The organism is Halosolutus sp. DAT137 (assembly GCF_059736405.1).
On sequence record NZ_JCAQID010000009.1, the window covers coordinates 190,202 to 213,264 of the forward strand.

Consider the following 23,063-nt stretch of genomic DNA (forward strand, 5'->3'; position numbering starts at 1 on the left):
ATGACCGACGATGCCCCGAACTGGGAGTTCAAAGATCGCGATATTGCGATCCTCTGTGAACTCGCAGAGGACCCACAGCTTTCCTCGCGGGAGCTGACGAACGTGTTGAAAAGCGAGTACGACATCGACGTATCCCACGTCACCATCAGCGAATCGATCCGCCGAATGCGCGACGAGGGAGTCTTCCGCGAGGCGATTATCCCCAACGAGGAGTACTACATCTTCGCCCTCTTCGAGTTCAAGTTCAACACCGCGAACTTCGCGGAAAGCTGGTACGACGCGATGGAGCACATCCGCCGGGACAAACACACCCTCTTTTTCTTCCTCTCGGACGGCGAGTACCAGTGGAAGACGGTGATGATGTTCCGCGATCGCGAGCAGGTCTCGAAGTGGGTCCACAGCTGCTACAAGGAGTACGGCGACGTGATCGCGAACATTCGGAACTCGGCGGTCCACAACGTGCTCAAGTTCCGCACCGATCCCCAGATATTCGAGGACCTGGGAGAAGACGAGTTCGAGGGCTAACGGGCCCCGAGCCGACGTCGGCCAACTGTTTCGACGGCAGGCTTTCCCTCCGGATCACCGAACCAGCGTCAGCATCTCACAGGAGAGTGCAACCTCGCCGTCGTCGGTCACGAGTCGCGTTTCGTGCCGGGCGACGCCGTTTGCGATCGGGTGATCCCGTGGCTCCTTTTCGATCAGTTCCGACTCCACGTGGACCGTCGTCCCCATCGTGACGGGCGTCGTGAATCGCAGGCTGTCGACCCCGTAGAACGCGATCGTCTCCGGACGTTCGTGTCGGTGTTGCCACAGCAGGCCGCTCGTAATGCCGAACAGCAAGGCTCCGTGGGCGATCGGCTCACCGAAGGGGGTCTCCTCGGCGGCGAAGCGATCGCTCAGATGAAGCGGGTTGAAGTCGCCGCTGACGCCCGCGTAGTTGCGCACGTCGGCGTCCGTAATCGTCCGGGAGTGGGTAACGATCTCGTGGCCGATTTCGAGATCGTCGAACGACACAGTCTGGCCGGTTCGTTCGCCGCCTGTGGGACGGTCGTCGGCCATCTCAGCGCCCCTCGAACGCCGGCTTTCGGTCCTCAGCGGCCGCTATCGTTTCCTTCGTCGCGGCGGCTCCCGTACTCCATTGTCCCACGTTCCCCACACCGAGCACCGCGGCGCGATGGGTGATCTTCTCCGACATAGTCGAGACGACAGCGGGAAGCGTCATAATATCCCTGCAAGTTGCTTATCAGTGGTAACTTTCTCCCTTCGAACTACCTGAGTCGTACTATTTACACCGTCGATAGCTGAACATCAGTAACCGTAAGTAACTCTTAAGTCACAGTCACAGTATTTGATTTGTATGTTTCGAGTACGTTTCACCTGCCAGCCACGAATGAGGAAATCGGCGGCGGCAGGAACGGCTCACGGCCGTACTCGACGGGTGGAGAAGCGATGACTGAGCATTCGCTCAACCGTCGCGATCTGTTGAAAACGACCGGGGGAACCGTTCTCGGGGCCGCAGTTCTGTCAGAGGGTGTCGCCGGCCATCGATCGACCGGGATCACCGAAGAGCGTCTCTTCGAGGAGGACTTCGAGGCGTACGATACGGGGGAGGTTCCCCCGGCGTTCGTGTTGGCCGGGAACTCCAGCCAGGAGGTCATCGCGGAGGCGGCCGACGGCGGCACACAATCCTACCGGATGCGCGGCTCTCACGGCGGCTGCTGGCGGGCGATCGCTCGCCAGTCGATCGACCTCTCGGACGCGATGCGGGTCGAGGGCTGGTTCAAACGCGGGGACGGTGAGGTTGGCTGCCACGAGGATCGAAGCGGTCATATCGGGTTCCGGACGGTCGCGAGTTCGTCCTGGTCGGACGGCTCGGGGGTAGGGCTGTTGCAGTTCAAACCGGACGGCACGGTGAACTCGGCCGGCGAGGTCGTCGGTGAGTACGAGCCCGGCGCGTGGACTCCGTTCGAAGTCGAGTACGTCCGGGACCCGGACGCCGGCACGGTTACGCACAACTGTCGCGTCGACGGCGGCGGGCTGGTCTCGGTTACCCGTGACGAGCGTGGACACGAAGACGAACTGTCCGCGCTCGAAATCAGAAGCGACGATTTCACCGTCTTCTGGGACGAGCTTTCGATCGAATCGGCCGAGGATATCGACCCGCCGGCGATCGGGACCGTCGTGGGGACGGTAACGGACGAAGAGGGTGAGCCGCTGGATGGCGTCGACGTGGCACTCTTCGATTCCGAGACCGGTGACGGCGAGGCGGGAGCCACGACCGACGCAGACGGCGGATACCGCTTCGAGGTTCCGGCGGGGACGACCTACGATATCGAATTCGCGGACCCGGCGTTCGAGCCGTATTCGACGGCCGTCACCGTCCAAGCGGAGGAAACGCACAGGGTAAACGCCTCGCTGACACCAACCACCGCCGAAACCGGAGCCGTTTCCGGGGTCGTAACGAACGACGACGGCGAGACCGTCTCGGGCGTCGACGTGGCGCTGGTCGACCTCGATACCGGGTCAACCGCGGAAACCACGACCGACGGGAGCGGCGAGTACGCACTCGAGGTCGAACCGGGGTCGTACGTGATCGAAATCGACGACGTCGACTTCGAGTCCTACGAGATGGACGTCTCCATCGACTCGGGCGAGTCCCGGACGATCAACGTCGAGTTGACGCGCGTTTCGGTCGGACCCGGAACCGTAACCGGATTCGTGACGGACGAGGACGGCGACGCGGTCGCGGACGTTGACATCGACCTCGTCGATCTCGACGACGGATCCGTCGCGAAAACGACGGCAACCGATGCTAACGGGGAGTACATCGTCGACGTTCCCGCGGGCGTGACCTACGCCGTCGAGATCGACGACGCCGACTACGAACCCGCCGCAACCGAGGTGACGGTCGACCCGGACGGAGTCCACGTTGCGGACATCTCGGTGACGTCGCTCTCGGACGGCACTGGGACGGTAACCGGTGTCGTGACCGACGACAACGGCGAACCCGTCTCGGGAGTCGACCTCGACGTCGTCGAATCGAATACCAACACCGTGCAAACGACGACGACCACCGGCGACGACGGTGAGTACGGCGTCGAGGTCCCCGGCGAAACGACGTACGTCGTCGACATCGATGCCACCGGGTTCGAGTCCTCGACCACCGAGGTGACCGTCGAACCCGACGAGTCCCACACGGTAGATATCGAACTGGTGCCCGCAGAACTCCTTGGAGAGTGGCGATCGGCCAAACTCGATCTCGCGGGACGAATCGAATCGATCTCGGTGAGCGATATCGAGGAAGAGAGCGAGGTTCGATCGCTCTTCGACGAGTACGAGTCGCTCCTGCGGGCCGACGAAGTCGACACCGATCGCGCCGAAGCGGCGGTCGAACGGCTGGTACTGAGCGAAGAGGTGATCAATCGATCGCTCGAAGTCACCGGCACCGCCGACCCGCGAGACGACGGCGTGTCCGAGTACAACATGGCCGCCACGGCGTACCGATCGTTGCTCCACGGCATCGTCGAGTGGAAGTTCGGCATCGTCGAAATCAAGAAAGCGCTCGCGGAGCTCTCCGGGTTCGAGTACGTCATCAGTGCCGCACTGGATTACCTCACCGACGCGATCGAGGACCTCATCGAAGAGCAGATCGGAAATTTCGTGGCCTCGAACGAGATCCTCGAAATCGACGAAGAGGCGCTCAATGTCGCAGAGAAGGTCGTCTCAGCGATCGAGACCGCCGAGGACGTTCTCGCCGGCGACGTTCGTGCGCTCGTCGAGGAGGCGATCGATCCGGTCGCCGTCGCGCTGGGCCAGAGCTTCCAGTGGGGCATCGAAGGGGCCGGCTCGACCAGGTCTCCGGGGTACGAAGAACAGGTCGAGCGAACGCTCACAGAGACCGCACCGGCGGCCTGGGAGGACGGTTCGACGTTCGACACCCCACTCGAGATGGCGCGGACCCACGCGACAGGTGCGAAAGAGGACGTAGAGCGCCGCGCCCGGCAACTCGAAGAGACCGTCGAGCCGGAACACGACGGATTGATGGACTTTATCGACCTCGTTCTGGACCTGTTGCGGGCGGACGGACTCTGGGACGTGGTCGGCGTTCTCAAGGAGATCGCCCAGTTCATCTGGGATCGGCTGCCGATCGTCAGCGAGGGATTCAACGCCGGGGTCGCGTTCCAGTTGACGCGGTTCGTCGCCGACGACAGCAACGACGGTGTCTCGCAGATCGTCGGACGTGATCCGGCATGAGCGACGACTCCGTCGACGCGTTGTTGACCGAACTCGTCGCGGAAACCGAAGCGCGAAACGTCGACGCGGCTCGCGAGGTATTAGAACGAATCGCCGATCGGTTCGACGAGTTACGCGAGGAGGAACGACTCGCGGTCAGACGATCGTCCGCGGCGAGAAGCGGGACCTTAGACGGCGACGGAACCGCCGACGAACTGAACGATCACATCCGCGCGGCGGCGGGAACGCAGATGTCCCGCAGCGCGTTCTTGCTCGAGGCGGTGTCGATTCTCAAAGAGCTCGAACGATCGATCGAAGAGTCAGCCGAGACGGACGACGGCGAGGCCGCCGAGGAGTCGGTCGACGCAGAGTTCGCGAGCGATCTCTCCCGAGGCGGGCAACGAGTCCAGGAAAATCACGACGAGTACGAACAACTCGAAGCGAAATCGAGCACAATTACGGAGAGTCGGACGCTATCGCCGCGAATCAGCGTTCGGGCCATCGAAGCGCCGAACACGGTCGACGCCGGCGATCCGTTTTCGGTCACCGCGGTGATCACGAACGTCGGCGATCGACCCGCCGAAGACGTCCTCGCCAGGGCAGAACTTCACCGGGGCGGCGAAACGATCGGCGAGCGGACCGACGATCTCGGGGGCGTAGACGGCGGGGAGATCGTCCGCAGCCGGTGGGACGAGATCACGGACGTCGAAACGATTCTCGTCACCGTCGAATCGTCGAACGCCGGGAGTGACGGGAGCGAGACGGCCGTTCTCGTATTCGGCGAGATCGACGAGGGTGGCGATGAAGACGGCGGAGACGGTGGAAGCAACGAGGACGACTCGAACACCTCGGACGACGGGGATGAGCAGGGAGACGCCGAGCAGTCAGCGATCGAACTGGGCAACGGCGACGGGATGCCCGGATTCGGTATCGTGGGAACGATCGCCGCCGGTGTGAGCGCGGGATACGTGCTCAAAAAACGGGTCGCTGAAGAGCTAGACGAGTAGCCGACCCGGGCAGGAACCGCCGACAGTCGGGTTGCGGTCGCCACCTGACCGGATCAGTCGATTGGCAGTAGAATCGACAGCGACCGGGGCGTTCGACGGGCAGTTCGAGTCGATTTACAGCGGTTCGTCACCCTCGATGATCCGCATCGCTCGATCGGCCAGTGCCGGGACGCGGGCGTCCATCTTCGGGTACATCGGATCGTCGCTGTTGCCCTCCAGATAGCGTCGGAAAAACATTTCGCCCAGTGCGGCCAGTTTGTAGACCGCGAGCGTTCGATAGAACCGCTCGTGGTCGAACGCGTAGCCAGTTTGTGACTCCCAGCGATCGACGAGTTCGCGCCGCGTCGGATACCCCTCGGCCTCCATGAACGTCGCGGTGAGCTCCGGAACCGCGGGTTCGAAATCTTTCGGGTCACGCCAGTAGGAGAGCATCCAGCCGAGGTCGGCGCGAGGGTCGCCAAGCGTGGCCATCTCCCAGTCGAAGACGCCGACGAGCTCCGGCTCGGAAGTACCTGACGTGTCGTACATGACGTTGTCCAGCTTGTAATCGCCGTGAACGAGCGTGTGCGGGTGCGACTCGGGGCAGTTTTCTTGGAGCCACGAGCCGACTTCGTAGAGAGCCGGCACCTCGCGCTCCTCGACGGTCACGTCGAAGGCCCACATGAGCTGTTGGCCCCAGCGATCGACTTGGCGTTCGGTGTATCCCTCGGGATAGCCGAACTCCTCGAGACCGATCGTCTCGTAGTCGAGGTCGTGAATCGCGGCCAGCGTGTCGACCAGTTCCTCCCCGATCCGGCGGCGTGAGTCGGGATCGGCGAACCGATCGGGTTCCGCCAGCCGAAGAACGTCCCCTCGGAGCCGGTCCATCACGTAAAAATCGCTGCCGATGACGTCGTGATCCTCACAGGCCACCAGCGGTTCGGGAACCGGAACGTCGGTGTCGACCAGCGCGCTGGTGACGCGATACTCCCGGAGAACGTCGTGGGCTGTGTCGGCGGTTTCGCCCGGTGGCGGCCGCCGAAGTACCAGCTCTCGATCGCCCCAGATGAGGAACAGCGTTTCGTTCGAGTGGCCCGCCTGGTGGTGCTCGACCGCGTACTCGTCGACCTCGCCCAGGTGCGTTTCCAGATAGGTTGCCAGTGCGTCCTCATCGACGAGTCGATCGTAGTAGTTTTCGCTCATGGTTTTCGTGTGGCGGCGTATGCGAGTCTTGTGTCGGTGTGTGCGGGTTTCGTGTCGATCCCGACGTTGTTGGGGTCGTGCCCCCCGGGCCGCGGTTCGCGATCGTCACGAATGTGTACGGTAGTACTGCTACCGTGCTTAGCGAAAATAGTTTTGCCGATAGTATATTTTACAATGTTCACCGGCGTCTGGCCGCCTGCGGTGCCTTCGATACCGTTGACGAGAGCGAACTCGATTCCGTGACGCGGTTGCGCGGGTAGTAACTGGGTTCCAGTCAACGCGAGTAGCGATCGGGCCGGGGCAGATCCGACAGAGTGAGACGCACAGGAGACTCTCGCGGATGAGTCCCACAGACGGATCAGTGCCGAGTCGGCCGCGATCCAAACGCTTTTCGCGCTTCTTGACTAACCAGTTAGTCAAATGCGTACCGTACTGGAATCGATCCCCGTCGCGACCCGAACAGGGCTGAAGCGACGGTCGGCGGCGATCGATAGCGCTTACGCGGAAGGGGTCTGTGAGAACCCCGTGATCGCGTAGTGGGCCGCTCGACCGCTGGGCGTGTGACCGCCGAATTCGAGCGACTCCGTCGAGCGATCGCCCCAACCGGCGGTCCGGAAGGTGGTCGACGGCTCGTCATCTTCGCGGTGATCCTCAGCACCTTCTTCGTGGGGTTTGGCGGCGGAGTTATCTTCCCGATTCTGCCGAACCTCGGCGTCATTCTCGGCATATCGCCGTTTCTCGTCGGGCTGATTCTCAGCGCCAATCGATTCTCGCGGCTGTTCGCGAACGCGCCGGCTGGCATCCTCGTCGATCGGATCGGTACCCGGAAACCGTTCGTCGTGGGAATGCTCATACAGGGCGTCGCGACCTTCGGCTACGTCGTCGCGACCGCCTCGGCAATCCCGGCGGCGTGGTTCCTCGGCGCTCGCGTCATCTGGGGGATCGGAAGCGCGCTCGTCTTCGCGACCGCGTACACGATCGCCGCGGACGTCAGCGACGGCACGTCGCGGGGTGCGAGTATGGGGCTCATCAGGGGTGGCGTCCTCTTTGGCTTCCCCACGGGAGTGGTCATCGGCGGGGTAATCAGCGAGATGGCGGGGACGGTTCCAGCGTTCGTCGTCGCGACTGCATTTGCGTTCATCGCCACCCTGGTCGCCTACGCGACGGTCCCGGAGACTCACGTCGAGTCGGACGAGCACCGTTCGGTCACGCCCTGGGAGGTCGACACGAGTCTCCCGGCGCTGGTTGTCGGGCTGGTAAACTTCACCGTCCTCTTTGCGTACGTCGGTGCGCTGTTCGCCACGCTCGTTCTCTTCCTCGACCGACACGATCTGGGCGTCTTCGGCTTCGAAGCGCAGGCCTCGTCGGGCATCTTTATGGCCGTGACAGTCGTCTCCGCCGGGACGTTCATGTTCCTCGGGGGCTACCTGACCGATCGGCGTGGATCGCGCGTGCCGACGCTGGTCGGCTTTCTCGTGATCTCGTTCGTCGGATTCGTCCTGCTCGCGATCGCCAATTCCGTCCCAACGCTCACCGCCGCTTGCCTGTTCATCGGAGCCGGCCAGGGCGGAACGAGCGGTCCACTGATGGCGCTGCTGGCCGATCTCACGCCGGAGGAACGAATGGGGCGAGCGGTCGGGACGAACAACGTGTTCGGGGACGTCGGCGGCGGATTGGGACCGATCGTCTCGCTCCCGCTCGTCGATCTGCTCGGGTTCTGGCCGATCTACCTCGCGTGTGCCTGCTTGCCGGTGATCGCCGGAGCCGTACTCCTTGCCGGCATCTACCGCGAGACGGGCCAGTTTACGCCGTCGGTCGATCCCGCCGTTTCGCCGGGTGCGGACTGAGTTCGGAGGCCGTGTGCCGATCGACGCTGGCTCCCCGATCAGTCGACCTCCGGGTCCGAACCTGTTAGGCTTCGATCAATCGGTTTCGTCGGTCCGACACAGCCACTCCCGTACCATCGTCCGGAGACACGTCCGGGCCAGCTCCGTCACGTCGTCCCGCTCGAGGGTGACCCGGTAGACCCGTGCACCGTTGATTACCGAAAGGATCATCCCGGCGACGGCCTCGGGATCGACGTCCCGGAATCGGCCACACTCGACGCCGTCTTCGACGATCGCGACGAACATCGCCTCGACGGCCTCGTAGTTCGTCGTCAACTGCCGACGGAACTCCGCGTTGTACGGGGCCGCAGAGCGGATCTGGAGCATCGCGATCACGAGATCCCAGTGGTCGAACGCACCCTCACCCTTGCGCCGGCGCTCCGACCCGATCAGGAGAATATCGACGAGTTCGAGGAGTCGATCGGCGGGATCGTCGGTGTCCGCGATCGCGCTCGCCGCGTCGACGGTGCGATCGAAGTTCTCGAGAAGGTATTCGAGGAACGCGACGAGGAGGTCCTCTTTAGTGTCGTAGTGATAGTGGATGACTCCCTTCGACTTGTCGAACTCGTCGGCGATCGCCTGCGTCGTCAGGTCGGCGTAGCCGTGATCGCACAGCGCCCGGTAGGTCGCCCACATGATCGCCTCCTCGGTGTCCTGCGGTCGCCTCTCGTCCGCGTCCTGTGACCCCGATGCATCCGCTGTGTCCTGCGATCGTGACTCGCTTTCGCCATCCTCGCCGTCTTCGCCCATCACTCGCAGGATCGGAAATCACGAGTAAAAACATTTGGTTCGCAGCGGGAGTCGCAGTTCGTCCGGACGGGCGGTCGCCGTTATCTGCTCCGACCGATCGGGAACGCGATCCTGTCGGGGCACTCGTTGAACCGTTCGAGCGTTCGACTGTAGAGTTCGTTTTTCGTCTGCTGCCCCTCCTTCGGATGGACCAGATACCGGAGTCGCAGTGCAACGAACGTTTCCTGCTGGACGACGTTCACCGACGGTCGGTCGCGGACCTCGAGTTCGACGGGCGTCTCAGCGAGCACCTCCCGGTACCGATCGATATTGCGCTCCATCTCGTCCCCGAGGTAGTCGTCGGCGACGGCCGCGAACTCCTCGCGGGCGAACTCGAGATCGGTCTCGTAGGCGACCTGGATCGAAATCTCGTTCCAGACGTAGGGAAACTCCTCCCACGAGTAGTTGAAGACCTGCGAGGAGAGGACGGTGCTGTTCGGAAGCGTGACCAGCCGTCCGGACGGCTGGTTCGAGGAGACGAGTTCCCCGTTGATCTCCCACAGCGTCGTCACGAGGAAGTCGATGTCGATCACGTCACCTTTGGCGTCCTCGATCCGGACCCGATCACCGACCTGGTAGGGCTGTTTGAGCATGATATACAGCCAGCCGATCAGCGAAAAGAGCGGCTGCTGGAGGGCGATCGTAATCGCGAATCCAACCACGCCGAGAGAGAACAACAGGCCGACCCACTGCTGGGTGACGAGCGCGAGGAGCGCGACGATCGTGGCGAGTCCGATTCCGAGCCGAAGGACGTTCAGCGCACGATGGGTTCGTCGTTTGCTGGCCGCGGATCGAACGATCACACGGCTCCCGAGCAAGTACACCCCGTAGGCACCGGTACCGATGGCCAATGCGAGGGTCGCCCGCCAGAACAGCGTTCCGTCGACGCCAAGAACCGAACTGAGCGTGTCCGGAACCTGTGAGCCGGCCCCGCTGGTCACCGCGAGCACGAGTGCAACGAAGACCAGCCCGATTCCGGCTGCTCGTTTCACGAATCTGACGTTCGCTGGACGCTACTAAACCGTTGTCATCCGGTCATCGGCCAGTGCCGACGAAAAACCAACGGGAGATCACCACGACATCGACTGCGATCTCGCTGACAGCGGCCGTCCACCCACTTACCAATGAGTTTCTCGAACCCATCTTTATTACCATCGTCTTCATATTTCCCGCTGTATCTTACAATGGTAGCTATCGTGGCCGCAGTTGCGGGTGATCGCCCGTGAGTACCGCCCAGTTCAGCGTCGAGGGAGACGTGGCCATCGTCACCGGCGCCTCGAGCGGCATTGGCGAAGCGATCGCACAGCGGTTCGCCGCCGACGGCGTCGACGTCGTCATCTGCTCGCGCGAACAGGAGAACGTCGATCCCGTCGCCGGTCGAATCACCGAGAGCGACAGTCCCGGCGAGGCGCTGGCGATCGAGTGCGACGTAACCGATCGCGAAGCCGTCGACGCGCTCGTCGAGGCGACCGTCGAGGAGTTCGGCGGTCTCGACGTGCTGGTCAACAACGCCGGCGCGTCGTTCATGGCCGGCTTCGACGATATTTCGGAAAACGGCTGGAAGACGATCGTCGACATCAACCTCCACGGGACGTATCACTGCACCCACGCCGCCGCGGCGCACCTGAAAGACGGCGGCGGCACCGTCATCAACTTCGCGAGCGTCGCCGGCACGCTTGGCTCGCCGTACATGAGCCACTACGGGGCCTCGAAGGCTGCTGTGGTCAATCTCACGAAAACGCTTTCCTACGAGTGGGCGAGCGACGGCGTCCGCGTCAACTGCATCGCGCCGGGGTTCGTCGCCACCGAAGGCGTCGAGAGCCAGATGGGGATCTCTGCCGAAAACGTCGATCGAACCGAGGTCGAACGCCGGATGGGAACCGTCGAGGAAATTGCAGACGTCACGCAGTTCCTCGCAAGCCCGGCCTCCTCGTACATCGTCGGGGAGACGATTACCGCGGGGGGCGTTCCCCAGATCGAGGAAACGCCCGAAATATGACTGCTCGACTCCCCAGCACGGCGATCGTCCGAGAGGGTCACGATCGATGACCGATCGAGATATCCACCTCCCGGTCGCCGCCCAGCCAACCGTCGACTCCCTCGTCGACTACGCCCGGCGCGCGGAAGCCGGCGGCTACGACTGCGCGTGGCTCCCCGAAACGTGGGGCCGGGACGCCGTCACCGTCCTGACGTCGATCGCTGAACGGACCGACGCGATCGATCTGGGAACCAGCATCGTCAACACCTACTCGCGATCGCCGGCGCTGCTCGGCCAGACCGCGGCGACGCTACAGGGAGTCTCGGACGGCCGATTCCGACTCGGTCTCGGGCCGAGTGGTCCCGCCGTCGTCGAGAACTGGCACGGAACAGAGTACGGAAATCCGCTCAGACGAACCCGAGAAACCGTCGAAATCGTCCGGCAAGTGCTCTCGGGCGAGCCGGTCGAATACGACGGCGACGATTTTTCGCTGTCCGGCTTCCGCCTGCGGTGTGACGCGCCCGACCCCGCGCCGCCGATCGAGGTGACCGGCATGGGACCGAAGGCGGTCGAACTCGCCGGGCGCTTTGCCGACGGCTGGCACGGCATCATGCTTACTCCCGACGGCGTCGAGGACCGTCTCGCGGACGTCGAACGCGGTGCAGGGCTCAGCGATCGAGATCCCGACGACGTGGCCGTTACGATCGGCGTCACCTGCTGTGCGCTCAAAGATGCAGCCCGCGCCCGCGAACTCGCCCGCCAGCACGCGGCCTTCTACGTCGGCGGGATGGGAACCTTCTACCGCGATGCACTCCTCCGGCAGGGGTACGACGTGGCCGACGACATCCACGACGCCTGGCAAGCAGGCGACCGCGATCGCGCGCTCGACCTGCTGGGAGACGATCTACTCGACGACCTCTGTGCCGCTGGCGATCCCGAAGCCGCTCGCAAACGACTCCGACGGTACGAGGCCGTCGAGGGAATCGACTCGATCGCCGTCAGCTTCCCTCGCGGCGCGGACGCCGACGAGATCGAGACGACGATGGACGCCCTGGCCCCCGAAACCGCAAGCGACTGACCGCGATTCGACGGCGGCGTGTCAGCCCGATCGACCGTCGAGGACGTGACGTCGTTGTGAGCCGTGGACTGTCGGTCCGGTGGCCTGTCGATCCGGGGGGCTGACGACCCGCTGGCGACAGGTACAAACCCCAGATCGTCCCAGTTCGACGTATGCCAGGGAAGGTCGGGCCGGAGGACTTGCTCGCACACGTGTTCGATCGGACGGGAGGGGCCGAAGACGACGAGACGATCCGCCAGGGGTCGGCCTACGGCGAAGACGCAGCCGCGATCGACTGGCCCGGCGACGGACCGTCGACGCTCGTCGTCAGTTCCGACCCGATCTCGCTTGCGGCCTCGCAGGTCGGCACGCTCGGCGTCGCCGTCGCCACCAACGACGTCGCCGCGTCGGGTGCCGACCCCCGGTGGCTCACGGTCGTCATCTTGCTCCCCGACGAGACGGCCGACCTCGATCGGATCACGGCCGACCTGGACGCGGCCGCTCGCGACGTGGGGGCCTCGATCGTCGGCGGCCACACGGAGTACGTCGACCAGCTCGATCGCCCGCTGCTCTCGCTGACTGCGATGGGAGCGACCAACGCGTTCGTGCCGACCGGCGGCGCAGAACCCGGCGATCGAGTCATCGTGACGAAAGCTGCAGGTATCGAGGGAACGGCGATCCTCGCGGCCGATTTCGGGGACGACCTCGGCGTCGACGACGCGATCCGGGAGCGAGCCGAGTCGTTCCTCGACGAGATCAGCGTCGTTCCGGACGCTCGCGTCGTCCGGGAGTACGCGACCGCGATGCACGACCCCACCGAGGGCGGCGTCCTCGCAGGCCTACTCGAACTCGCACGGGCCTCCGGCGTCCGTCTCGACGTGGACAGAGCCGCCGTGCCGATCCGCGAAGAGACCGATCGGCTCTGCGCTGCGGCGGGAGTCGACCCGCTCCGGATCTTCGGCTCCGGGGCGCTGTTGGCGACCGTCCCCGAAGACGCGCTCACCGACTGTCTCGACGCGCTGGAAGGTGCAGGAATCGAGACCACCGCGATCGGAACCGTCAGCGAGGGCGACCCCGGACTCGCGATCGACGGCGAGGCGATCGAGGGGCCCGTCGAAGACGACCTCTACCCGCTCTGGGCCGCGGCGGACGCGACCGACTGAGGTACACTGGCGTCGAGCGCCGCGTCGACGGCCGTCTGGGCGAGGATCTCCTCGGGTGCGATCGGCACGTCCACTCCGGCGCGGGCGATCGCGTCGCTGGTCTCGGCCGCCGTGAACGCGACGATACATGCCTCGGTGCGGTCCCGCGCCGCAAGTACGGCCTCGCTGTTGGCCGCGGCGTCGCTCGTCGTGGCGAGAACGATATCCGCCTCGGAGAGCGCGACCCGATCGAGCGTCGCCGCCTCGGTCGGAACGCCGAGAACCGCCTCCAGTCCGGAGTCTTCGACCGTCGCGGCCGCGCGCTCGTCGTCGGTCACGACGCGGATCGACGCCGATCGGTCCGCGAATGCCTGAAGGACGCTGGCAGTTCGATCGTCGTATCCGAGGGCCACGACCGCGAGTTCGTCGCCGTTCGATTCGGCCGTCACTCGATGCCCAGTCCGCGTGAGGTGGCGTTCGAGCAGCGGGCCGAACAGGCTGCCGGCCGCGGCGGCGACCGTCGCCGGCCCGAGCAATACCAGCGAGGTGGCGAACAGGCGCGCCCCCTCGCCGGTCGGGTGAACGTCACCGTAGCCGACCGTCGTCGCCGTTACCAGGGTGAAATAGATCGCGTCAACCACGGTGTCGAGGTCGTCGAACGCCCCGCGAAGCGCGTATGCGCCGACGGTCCCGTAACAGAACACGCCGACGATCGCCACCAGACTTCCGAGCTGGGTCGGCGTGAGCGAACTCGATCGGGTGAACCGATCGCTCGTCACGAGAAGGACGACGAAGCCGCCCGTCGCGACGACGACCAGCGGAATCGACGACAGCCGAAACTGGACCAGTCCGTGCGCCGCGGCGAGAGCGACGAGGATCGTCGCCGCGAGGAACGCGACTCGGAAGCCGCGACGCATCCCCCAGGCGGCGACGAGCAGGGCGAATCCGAGTACGGTCCCGCTGTACTCGGCGGCGGCCTGCATCGTGCCGAGGGTCCCCGTCGCATCGACGCTCGGATCGGTCAGGATGGCGAGGACGCCGGTCGCGATCGAGACGAGCGCGATGGCGACGACGAACCAGATGGCGACCCGCCGGCCGTGTCGTTTGATTCGTCTGCTGTGTCGTCTGCGTCGATCGAACATACCGGGTTGACCACGCCGAATGCGGTAAATCCCCGCCGAGAGTGCGGATCAGTTACGAGCGCAGGCCGTCCACGAGTGTGGCGATCGAACTCGACTATCTGTAAGCAGCGAGAGAATCCCGCCGTTCACGGCGCGCGAGGACGTCACTTGGAAGAGACGTACGCGCACTGGCCGAGACAGATATCTCGGCGGTCTTAGAAACGTGCCTGTCGTTCTTCTTCGAGCCGTTGGCATCCCGTAACTAACGGATCGGGAATATCGGTTGCGAACGAATGCAAGGCATCAAAAACAACAGCCACCTCATCAAACCGCGGCCCACGAGAGGCGACGAACGGGTCTGTATTCCACTCCACAAACTCCAGATCCTCCAACATCGGAAGGTGGCAGTGAACTAATTTCCGTCGGAGTTTCTCTGGGTTAGGGGGAACAGTGGGATTTATTGCACTTTCTGGTAGCGGAACGGATCCGGCTGGCGGATGATCTAAGAGAGAAACAACAAGTTGGCGACGCGGCTCGGCTGAAATAGCACGAAAAACCCGATTCCAACGTTCGTTCACCCGTTTTCCGTTTTTTAATCGGTCGCGAACCATGGTGTGGTATGCAATACATTGTTATAGGATAAATCTCTTTATCGGGAAGTAATTGACAACTACCTGTAGTGAGGTGAGTGATCGCTCGGATAATGGTTTATTCGGTCCGTGTATTCTGTAAATCCCATCTCTCAAATGCCGGATAAAATGGAACAAAACTAAAAGTTGCGTTGTTACCCCCTATCGTCGACGAGCAACGTGTTCAACCCGTCCGGAACGACCAGCACCTCGCTGCCGGGTTCGATCGCGTCCGAGACATCGTCCGCGGCGTGCAGCAGGCACTCCTCGACGATCGCTGGCGCGTCGCTGTTCGTGATCCACAGGTCGTACTCTCGGAGCACGCGAGCGACGACGAACGCCCGTTGCGCACCGGGTTCGTACCCCTCTCGCATGGCGTTGTACAGTGAGCCGGCGTCCTCGGCCTCCCGCAGTTGGCGGTGGAACCGCCGTTCGCCGGTTCCGTCGCCGGCCCCCTCGGGAAGCGCCGCGGGGACGACGAGTCTGCCACCGTCACGGAGCGGGTTCCGATCCCCGAGCGCGACGTACGTCGCGGCTCTGGTCGCCTGGTAGAGGGTCGCGTCCTTCGGCGCGCCGACGCCACAGACCACGACGTCGAACTCCCGATCGATCGACACCGAGAGCGCCTCTCTGGCGATCGACGCGAGTTCGGAGACGACCTTCCGTCCGTCTCCGGCGCGGACGCCGAGCACGCCCGTCGGACCGTGAGTGAGGTTGAGCGAAAAATCGATTCCGACGAGATCGCCCGCCGCGTCGAGCGTCTCGCGAAACGGGTTCCCGTCGACTCGGCCGAGTCGAACGCCCTCGCGGGCCAGCATTTCGGGGCCGTGGGTGTACCGGATCAGCGCCTCGCCGCCGGCCCCGATGACGATAGTCTTCGCACCGCCGCTGAAACCGGCGTACTGGTGGGGTTCGACGACCCCCGTCGAGAGAATCGTGTCGGCGTTCGCGACCGGCGTGCCGATCTCGACGGGGATATCCGGTCCGACGGTCCCGACCTCGACGACGGACTCGGGATCGTGGTTCACCGCCAGATCGGCGTGTGGCCCGAGCATTCCCTCGATTTCCTCGTCGGTCATCGGCCGGTGGAGTCCCAGCCCGATCACGACCGTCACCCGCTCGCGATCGACGCCGAGCGCCGTCAACCGATCGAGCACCGCCGAGAGCAGAACGTCGTCTGGTACGCGGCGGGTCACATCGGTGACGACGATCGCGACCTCGTCGTCGGGGTCGACGCGCGAACCGAGCGAGTGGCCGAGAGGGTCGTCGAGAGCGCGTTCGGCCGCGGCGCGCACGTCGACCGACGTTCCACCCGGTGGGTCCGCGATCGTCACATCGCAGCCGTTCAGTCGGGGCTCGATCGTGGCGTCCCCCAGCGGAAGCTCCATGACTACGACTCTGGGGCGATCGGACAAAGGTCCATCCCCGGTCTGCGATCGACACTCACCGCGAAGACGACGTCGAGCCGATCGAAACCCGGCCCACCGCGCCGGGTGCGAGCAAGATCGCCGCGAACAGGCCGGCGTTGACGGCGATCAGCGCGATCGTCGCGACGACGGTCGGGCCGATCGCGGCGGTGAGGGCTTCGAGGACGACGCCGCCCGCGATCGCAGCCAGCCCGACGGCGGTGACGATCGCGCCGTCCAGTCGCGACCGGAGTTCGGGGAGCGATTCGATCTGAGTCGACGCCGCGAGGCCGCCGATGCTCCCGCCGAGCGCGATCAGGGCGTCGGATTCGGCCCCGGTGACGAGAACGGCCGGCACCGCGAGCAGGCCGCCGATCGCGAACCCGCGGCGAGGATCGCCGGCGACGAGGGCGTGAACGGCGACCAGAAAGGCGACTCCGACGATCGCGCCGGCGATCACGTCGCCCAGGTAATGAACCCCGAGGACGACCCGCGAGAGCGAGACGAGTGCGATCGCGCCGACCGTCGCGGCGATCGACAGCGGTTCACGATACCGGTCGAAAACCAGCAATAGGCCGCCGTAGACGAGGGTCGCGGCGAAGGCGTGACCGCTGGGGAAGCCGTACGGATCGTCGTCGTTGGGAATCAAAAAGAGCTCTTCGGGCGGTCGCGGCAGTCCGATCGCGATCTTCAGGAGGAGGATGAACCCGACGCCGGCGACGGCGTAACTGATCACGAGCGCCGTTTCCCGCCGCCGCGTCAGCCAGTACAGTACCGCGAGGACGACCATCAGGGCCGTCGGCCCGCCGAACTCCGTCACGAGAACCGCCAGATCGACGTACGCGTCGGGAAACGCGTCCCTGATCGGGACGCTCTCGGATTCGAGTCGCATCTACGAGAGCGGTCTCCCGGGCGACAGGAAAACATATCGATCGTCCTGATAGTCCTCTCGGACGGACAGTTGTGCGACGGGATTACCGGCCGGATAGTTTGCGACGGGATTACCGGACGGATCGTCGTATCACGGAGTTACCGTCCGGCCCACTCGAGCATTCGATCGTAAACAGGATCCGACGCCAGCGCCGCGGGGTCCCCGACCAGCACCAGCGCCCGTTTCGGCCGGGTCAGCGCGACGTTGATCCGTCGGTAGTCCTCGAAAATTGGTCCCTCGAGCGTTCCAGTCGCGGTAAAGGAGACGACAATCACCTCCTGACTCGACCCCTGGAATCGATCGACCGTGTCGACAGTAACGTCCGCGGGAACGTGACTCGAAATTTCGGACACCTGCGCCCGAAACGGGGCGATGACGCCGATCTCCGATCGATCGACGCCGGCCGCTTCGTAGGTCTCGATCAGGGCGGCGATGCGGGCCGCTTCCTCGCTATCGGTGTACTGACTGGTCGTTCCCTCGACCGCGAGGAACGAGACGGGGTCCTGCAGGGACTCGGGGAGGGCGTCACGGGAGACGCCGTCGAGGTCGTCGAGCGTTCGTCCCGCCACCCCGGGCTCTGCCGGACGGAGTTCGCCCTCGTAGAACTCCCTGGAGGCGAACGCCTGGATGCGCTGGTTCATCCGGTACTGCCGATCGAGCATGACCCCCGCGTCGGGATGCAGATCGACGAGTCGCTCGAACAGCGATTCCGTGAGGTCGTTTTCAGCCCGCACGACCGGCGGTAGTTGCTCGTGGTCCCCGACGAGGACGAATCGCTCGGCGAGGTTGATCGCCGCGCAGGTGCCGGGTTCGGTCAACTGGGCGGCCTCGTCGATCAGCGCGACGTCGAAGGCCTGCTCTTTCATCACCCGCGAGCCACAGGTCGCGGTCGTCGCCGCGACCACCTGCGCGTTCTGGAGTTTCGCGACGCACTCGTCGGGATCGCCACCCCGATCGAGGCGGTAGGGCTGCATATCCTCGCGGATCCCGCTCTCGGAGCCGACGCGGACGATCCTGTCACGATCGATCACCCCTTCGAGCTGATCGAGCAGGGCCTCCAGCGCGTTGTCGACCGCCCGGTTCGTAAACGCCGACAGGAGGACGCGATCGCCGCGTTCGACCATCGCGCGGATGGCGCGGGCGATCGTGTAGGTCTTTCCGGTGCCGGGCGGGCCGTGAATCAGCGCGCAGTCGCTCGCGCCGACGGCCTTCGTGACGGCCTCGTTCTGGCGGGCGTTGTTGTCGATGAACGTCTCGTCGACGGATTCGAACGCGGGATCAGCGCGGCCAAACAGGATGTCCTTCCGTCGCTCGCTCCCTTTCAAGAGTGCGTCGTGCATCGCCACGAGCAGTCGATCGGTCGTCAGTTCGGAGGGGTAAACGTCGAGACGCGTGACTTCGACGGGTTCGTCGGCGGTGATCACGACCTCGTCGTCTCGCTGCTCCCCAGCTCGACTATCCGCGGAGTCTTGGAAGACTTCGTCTTCCAATGGTCGGGAACGTTCCAAGTTCCCTCGACGTGGCTCCGCGCTTCCCAGTCGCTCGATCCGTGCGAGTTCGGACTGGCCGCGGATCGGGTGGCCGTCGCTCGCGAGCACCAGATCGCCCTCCCGGAGCTTCGAGTTCGAACTCCCCGTTCGTCGCGCTCGCAGCTCCCAGCGGCCGCCGTCGAGCGGGCGCTTCTCGACGAACTCGAGGTCGATCAGCGCCCGATCGTCGTCGGCTCGTTCCTGAGCATCCTGCTCCCAGAGTTTGGCGTACTCGCGGTGGACCTCGCGTCGCTCCTCTTCGATCGCCCGGTAGACTCGATCGAAGTAGTCGCGTTCGTCCTCGGGGAGCGGCGTTCCGATCTGTCCGGCTTTGGACTCCTGATCGAGACGCCCCGAGACGACCATGCAGGTGTCCTGCTCGAAACAGTACTCGCACTTTGCCGACCCCTCGTAGCCGGTCGGAATATCGCCCGACATCTCCATCGCGGCGAGTTCGTTGCGCAGGCGGACCACGAACTTCAGGAGGCCGTCGCCCATCGAAAACTCCTTTGCGGGGGTGAGATCGCCGGTCTCCTCGTTGCGATCGAGCGCCGAGTTCTTCGTATAGAGCAGCGTCCCGATGTCGACGTCGCCACCGTGTTCTTCGAGCAGGAGGGCGTAACAGGCGGCCTGCACCTTGTCCTTGAATCGCGGCTCTTTCTTCAGGTTCTTGCCCGTCTTGAGTTCGACCGGCGACCCGCGCCGGACGGCGTCGGCCCGCCCGCGGATGCCAAAGCGCTCGCTGATGAGGAGTTGTTCGGAGCGCCAACTGTCTGCTTCCGTGAGCCGTCCCTGCTCGAGCCAGCCCTCGATCGCGGCGGCGTTTTCGCGAACTTCCTCGGCGACAGCGTCGGGGGACTCACCCAGCAACCCGAGATCGAGTCCGTGTTCCTCGACCCGGGCGTCGATCGCCTCCTCGAGTTCCCGGCCTCTGAGGAGGTCGCCGAATACCTCGTGGACGATCGTCCCCTTGACGACGGGATAGTTCAGCGGAACGCCCGAGAGCTTGTTCAGGTAGTAGAGTCGCGGACACTCCACCCAGTTGCGGATCGCCGTCACGTTGACGAGAAAACTCGGCTCGACGACGACGTAGGAGTCGCCGGTCGTCGCGTACTGAGTTTCGCCCTGATACTCCTCTTCTTTCGCCTCAGTAACCAGCAGTTCCATCCCCGGTTCGAGTAGCTCGGCCGATTCGGTCCACTTGTTCCAGAGCGTGACCGTCGTCGGGTCGTGTCCGTCCTCGGGCGTCTCACCCGGAGCCGATCGATCGGCCACCGTGGCGTCTTCGGCTTCGACCAGCGGGACCTCGGCAAGGTCGCTCTCGCCGTACCGCGTCGATACCGATCTGATCTCGACCTCCCCCGCGACGGTTCCGCGTACGTGCACGCCTGTCCGTCACGGGCGAGCGGTCAAAAACGCTATCGGTCGCGTCCGTCGAACGGTCCCGTTCGATCGCGAATCGAGGTAATATCGAATTACCCGTGTCGGCAGCGACGGGTCGGCTGGAACGGTCGACACGGCTTTTGGGTCGGCTGCGGATTCATCCGATACATGAGTGACCCGAACGACAACCACCGATCGAAATCGCCCACCGAGACCGACGATCGACCGGCGAAAACCGGAACGGACGTCGACTCCGGCACCGGCGTCGGCGATCGCGACGATTCAGGACGCGATCACCGCGACGACTCGACCCAGATCGCGAACGAGTCACGGCGGCGAAACGCATCGATCGTGAGCCTCGTCGTCGCGGTCATCGGTGCCTGGGTCGCCCTGTCGGTCATTTTCTACGACGTCGCGCAGGCGACGCGATGGAACAACGTCCTCGTCGGCGGATTCGTCTTCCTCGCCGCCGGCTACAACGCCTACCGACTCGCGAACGACATGCCTCTCAGCGTCGGAGTCGCCGCCCTCGTCGCGCTGCTCGGAATCTGGCTGATTATCTCCCCTGCGGCGCTCGGGATGACCGTCGGCCCGTTCTGGAGCACGCTCGTCTCCGGCCTGCTCGTCGCCGGTCTGGCCGGCTACACGGCCTACGACGCGCGGGAAGCGCGAGCGATCGCGACCGAACGCGACGCGAGGACGCCCTGATCGCGCGATCGGTCTGACTGCCGTCACTGCGCTCCGAACCGATCGACGATCGCGTCGCGGCCGAATATAGTAGCCACTGAAAGTCAATGCACACCCGATCGCAAGATGGCTCCGCGATCGGTGTGTCAATCGTTTCAGTTGTTACTATAGCGACGAGCCCGGGAGGAACTGTCCGTCGAACCTACGAAAACTTCGATTCGAGTTCCTGCCGGCGGAGTTCGGCGGCGCGGTGGGTCGTTGCGACGACGGCGAACGCGCCCATGACGATCGCGAACCCGATCGAGACGACCGGCGAAACGCCGTTGAGATAGCTGTTGAGAAGTTGGCCGGCGGCGAGCGCAAGCGGGCTACACAGGAGGAGCGTACTCGTCACCGGATCGGACCGAAACAGCGAGACGATCGTCGCGATGCGGGCGGAACGCATGGTCGGGTAGTTCCGTACGATATCGAGGGAGACGACGTATTCCTTTTGATTCGACGGGGGCGACGGACTCGACCATGGCGAACGACGTAGTTGCCGGCAAAAGCGGTATTCGAGAGACGGTGGTCGTCTGAACGACTCTTCGTCTACTCTGTCGGCGCGATGTTCTGCGTCGATCGAAAGCGGTTCTCCGGGTCGTACTCGGTTTTCGCCTCGATGAGTCGGTCGTAGTTCTCGCCGTACGCGTTCCGTTCGCGGCCGTCGCGGTCGCCCTCGAAGTTGACGTACGTTCCGCCCGTCGCGCCTTCAGCGAGCGCGTCGTGACACGCTCGTACCCACGCGATGCACTCGTCGTCAGTCCTCGGTTCCTCCCAGCGGGCGGCGACGGTGACGATGAACGCCGTGTCTCGATGCGGGTAGGCGGTCGCGTCCGACGCCACGTCGTTGACGGCTCCGCCGACCTGGTGGACGAGGACTTCGGATTGCGGGGTCGGGGCCCGTTCGGCGTACTCGACGATGGTCTCGATCGTCTCTTCCCCGAGGGCCGTGAAATTGTGCGCTTTCCAGTAGTTTCGGGCACCCTCGGCGTACAGCTCGTCCATGAGGCGCTGGGCCGCCGTGTACGGCATCGGTTCGACGGCGGCGGCGACGGGGTCGTCGAACTCGAAGAGCGGTTCGAGCACCGCGTCACCCTCGTCGAGATCGCCGGCGTAGAACCCCAGCAGGACGAGAACCGTGGTGCCGTGTACGTCTTCGGGAATGAACGGGAGCGGCGGCGCTGCGACGCTGTTCGCCCAGACCGCACACTCTCGGGGCGCGCCTCGCGTGAACGCCTCGTAGCGGGCGAGCACGTCGGCTGCGTTCTCGTACGGGTAGACGATCGGTCCGAAGAGTACCTCGCTGACCTCGTGGAGGTCGAACTCGAACGAGGTGACGATTCCGACGTTGCCGCTCCCGCCGCGAATCGCCCAGAAGAGGTCCGGGTTCTCGTCTTCGCTCGCAGTTACGAGTTCCCCGCCCGCGGTGACGACGTCGACCGACCGAAGGTTGTCGATCGAGAGACCGTATTTCCGACTGAGCCAGCCGATTCCGCCCCCGAGCGTGACCCCGGCGACGCCAGTCGTCGAGATGACGCCGCCGGGGGTCGCGAGGCCGAACGCCTGCGTCTCGTGGTCGAGGTCGGCCATGGTCGCACCGGGCTCGACGCGGGCGCTTCGCGCTGTGGGATCGACCCGCACCGACGTCAGCGCCGACAGGTCGATCGTGAGACCGTCCTCACAGAGTGCGTTCCCGGCGACGTTGTGGCCGCCGCCTTTGATCGAGAGTGGGAGGTCGCGATCGCGGGCAAACGCCACCGCGGTCATCACGTCGGCCGCACCGGCGGCGCGGACGATGATGGCCGGTTCCCGATCGATCATCGCGTTCCAGATCGATCGGGCCTCGTCGTAGCCATCGTCTCCGGGCCGGAGCGCCGTCCCGTGGATTTCTCGAGCGAGCAGTTCGTGTTCGGGATCGTCGATCGGAGCGTTGATCGCCATAGTCACGTCCCCCGGCGACCTACGAGCAGGAGCAGTAGATAGGCATCCAGTGGTGACCCGGCAGCCGATGCCGATCTTGCAATCGATGCTCGGGCACGCTACGGGACACGGCGAGGAGGGGTC

At 64.5% G+C, this 23,063-nt stretch carries 20 protein-coding genes; 8 read left to right on the top strand and 12 right to left on the bottom strand.

Translation table 11 applies throughout. The features are described 5' to 3' along the window. Positions 1–525, top strand: a complete 525-nt coding sequence (locus tag AC6I6L_RS16185; RefSeq protein WP_497918796.1) for a winged helix-turn-helix domain-containing protein — start codon at positions 1–3, stop codon at positions 523–525. Between the two features lie 54 nt (positions 526–579). Here the strand turns inward: AC6I6L_RS16185 and AC6I6L_RS16190 are convergent, their stop codons facing one another. Both AC6I6L_RS16190 and AC6I6L_RS16195 read right to left on the bottom strand, forming a co-directional pair. Then, complete coding sequence (locus tag AC6I6L_RS16190; RefSeq protein WP_497918797.1) at positions 580–1,059, bottom strand: MaoC/PaaZ C-terminal domain-containing protein; 480 nt, start codon at positions 1,057–1,059, stop codon at positions 580–582. A gap of 1 nt (position 1,060) precedes the next feature. Then, positions 1,061–1,222 carry a hypothetical protein gene (locus AC6I6L_RS16195; protein ID WP_497918798.1) on the bottom strand — a complete coding sequence of 54 codons (162 nt, stop codon included), beginning with the start codon at positions 1,220–1,222 and terminating at the stop codon, positions 1,061–1,063. Between the two features lie 227 nt (positions 1,223–1,449). Here AC6I6L_RS16195 and AC6I6L_RS16200 point away from each other — a divergent pair, with 227 nt between their 5' ends. Together AC6I6L_RS16200 and AC6I6L_RS16205 are read left to right on the top strand one after the other, a co-directional pair. Continuing rightward, the gene (locus AC6I6L_RS16200; RefSeq protein WP_497918799.1) at positions 1,450–4,254 is read left to right on the top strand and encodes a carboxypeptidase regulatory-like domain-containing protein; all 2,805 of its coding nucleotides are present in this window, start codon (positions 1,450–1,452) and stop codon (positions 4,252–4,254) included. Further along, a complete protein-coding gene (locus AC6I6L_RS16205) occupies positions 4,251–5,240 on the top strand; it encodes a hypothetical protein (protein WP_497918800.1) in 990 nt (329 codons plus the stop codon). Before AC6I6L_RS16200 ends, AC6I6L_RS16205 begins: the two co-directional genes overlap by 4 nt. Positions 5,241–5,354: 114 nt before the next feature. Here AC6I6L_RS16205 and AC6I6L_RS16210 read toward each other — a convergent pair whose 3' ends face one another. Then, a complete protein-coding gene (locus tag AC6I6L_RS16210) occupies positions 5,355–6,422 on the bottom strand; it encodes a phosphotransferase family protein (RefSeq protein ID WP_497918801.1) in 1,068 nt (355 codons plus the stop codon). A gap of 593 nt (positions 6,423–7,015) precedes the next feature. Here AC6I6L_RS16210 and AC6I6L_RS16215 point away from each other — a divergent pair. Continuing rightward, on the top strand, positions 7,016–8,269 hold the full coding sequence (locus AC6I6L_RS16215) for an MFS transporter (RefSeq protein WP_497918983.1): 1,254 nt from the start codon (positions 7,016–7,018) through the stop codon (positions 8,267–8,269). Positions 8,270–8,344: 75 nt separating this feature from the next. Here the strand turns inward: AC6I6L_RS16215 and AC6I6L_RS16220 are convergent, their stop codons facing one another. Both AC6I6L_RS16220 and AC6I6L_RS16225 read right to left on the bottom strand, forming a co-directional pair. Further along, positions 8,345–9,058, bottom strand: a complete 714-nt coding sequence (locus tag AC6I6L_RS16220) for a TetR/AcrR family transcriptional regulator (RefSeq protein WP_497918802.1) — start codon at positions 9,056–9,058, stop codon at positions 8,345–8,347. A gap of 80 nt (positions 9,059–9,138) precedes the next feature. Further along, positions 9,139–10,089 carry a mechanosensitive ion channel family protein gene (locus AC6I6L_RS16225; protein ID WP_497918803.1) on the bottom strand — a complete coding sequence of 317 codons (951 nt, stop codon included), beginning with the start codon at positions 10,087–10,089 and terminating at the stop codon, positions 9,139–9,141. 230 nt (positions 10,090–10,319) lie between these two features. Here AC6I6L_RS16225 and AC6I6L_RS16230 point away from each other — a divergent pair, with 230 nt between their 5' ends. From AC6I6L_RS16230 to AC6I6L_RS16240, 3 genes are all read left to right on the top strand, one after another. Next, entirely contained in the window at positions 10,320–11,096 is a 777-nt protein-coding gene (locus AC6I6L_RS16230) for an SDR family NAD(P)-dependent oxidoreductase (protein WP_497918804.1), read from the top strand. Between the two features lie 46 nt (positions 11,097–11,142). Then, positions 11,143–12,153 (top strand): TIGR04024 family LLM class F420-dependent oxidoreductase, encoded by a 1,011-nt coding sequence (locus tag AC6I6L_RS16235; protein WP_497918805.1) that lies wholly within the window; start codon positions 11,143–11,145, stop codon positions 12,151–12,153. Positions 12,154–12,305: 152 nt separating this feature from the next. Next, the gene (locus AC6I6L_RS16240) at positions 12,306–13,295 is read left to right on the top strand and encodes an AIR synthase family protein (protein WP_497918806.1); all 990 of its coding nucleotides are present in this window, start codon (positions 12,306–12,308) and stop codon (positions 13,293–13,295) included. Here the strand turns inward: AC6I6L_RS16240 and AC6I6L_RS16245 are convergent. The 5 genes from AC6I6L_RS16245 to AC6I6L_RS16265 form a co-directional block, all read right to left on the bottom strand. Continuing rightward, positions 13,259–14,416 (bottom strand): ion channel, encoded by a 1,158-nt coding sequence (locus AC6I6L_RS16245; protein WP_497918807.1) that lies wholly within the window; start codon positions 14,414–14,416, stop codon positions 13,259–13,261. The genes AC6I6L_RS16240 and AC6I6L_RS16245 overlap by 37 nt on opposite strands. 194 nt (positions 14,417–14,610) lie before the next feature. Continuing rightward, the gene (locus AC6I6L_RS16250) at positions 14,611–15,006 is read right to left on the bottom strand and encodes a hypothetical protein (RefSeq protein WP_497918808.1); all 396 of its coding nucleotides are present in this window, start codon (positions 15,004–15,006) and stop codon (positions 14,611–14,613) included. 173 nt (positions 15,007–15,179) lie between these two features. Beyond that, positions 15,180–16,412 (bottom strand): lactate racemase domain-containing protein, encoded by a 1,233-nt coding sequence (locus AC6I6L_RS16255; RefSeq protein ID WP_497918809.1) that lies wholly within the window; start codon positions 16,410–16,412, stop codon positions 15,180–15,182. A 55-nt stretch (positions 16,413–16,467) separates the two neighbouring features. Beyond that, positions 16,468–17,322, bottom strand: coding sequence for a phosphatase PAP2 family protein (locus AC6I6L_RS16260; RefSeq protein ID WP_497918810.1), 855 nt, complete (start codon positions 17,320–17,322; stop codon positions 16,468–16,470). 137 nt (positions 17,323–17,459) lie between these two features. Then, a complete protein-coding gene (locus AC6I6L_RS16265; protein ID WP_497918811.1) occupies positions 17,460–20,276 on the bottom strand; it encodes an AAA domain-containing protein in 2,817 nt (938 codons plus the stop codon). Between the two features lie 165 nt (positions 20,277–20,441). Here AC6I6L_RS16265 and AC6I6L_RS16270 point away from each other — a divergent pair, with 165 nt between their 5' ends. Further along, the gene (locus tag AC6I6L_RS16270; RefSeq protein WP_497918812.1) at positions 20,442–20,981 is read left to right on the top strand and encodes an SPW repeat protein; all 540 of its coding nucleotides are present in this window, start codon (positions 20,442–20,444) and stop codon (positions 20,979–20,981) included. Between the two features lie 181 nt (positions 20,982–21,162). Here AC6I6L_RS16270 and AC6I6L_RS16275 read toward each other — a convergent pair whose 3' ends face one another. Together AC6I6L_RS16275 and AC6I6L_RS16280 are read right to left on the bottom strand one after the other, a co-directional pair. Further along, complete coding sequence (locus AC6I6L_RS16275) at positions 21,163–21,405, bottom strand: hypothetical protein (protein ID WP_497918813.1); 243 nt, start codon at positions 21,403–21,405, stop codon at positions 21,163–21,165. 143 nt (positions 21,406–21,548) lie between these two features. Further along, complete coding sequence (locus AC6I6L_RS16280) at positions 21,549–22,940, bottom strand: FAD-binding oxidoreductase (RefSeq protein WP_497918814.1); 1,392 nt, start codon at positions 22,938–22,940, stop codon at positions 21,549–21,551. Positions 22,941–23,063: the final 123 nt, after the last annotated feature.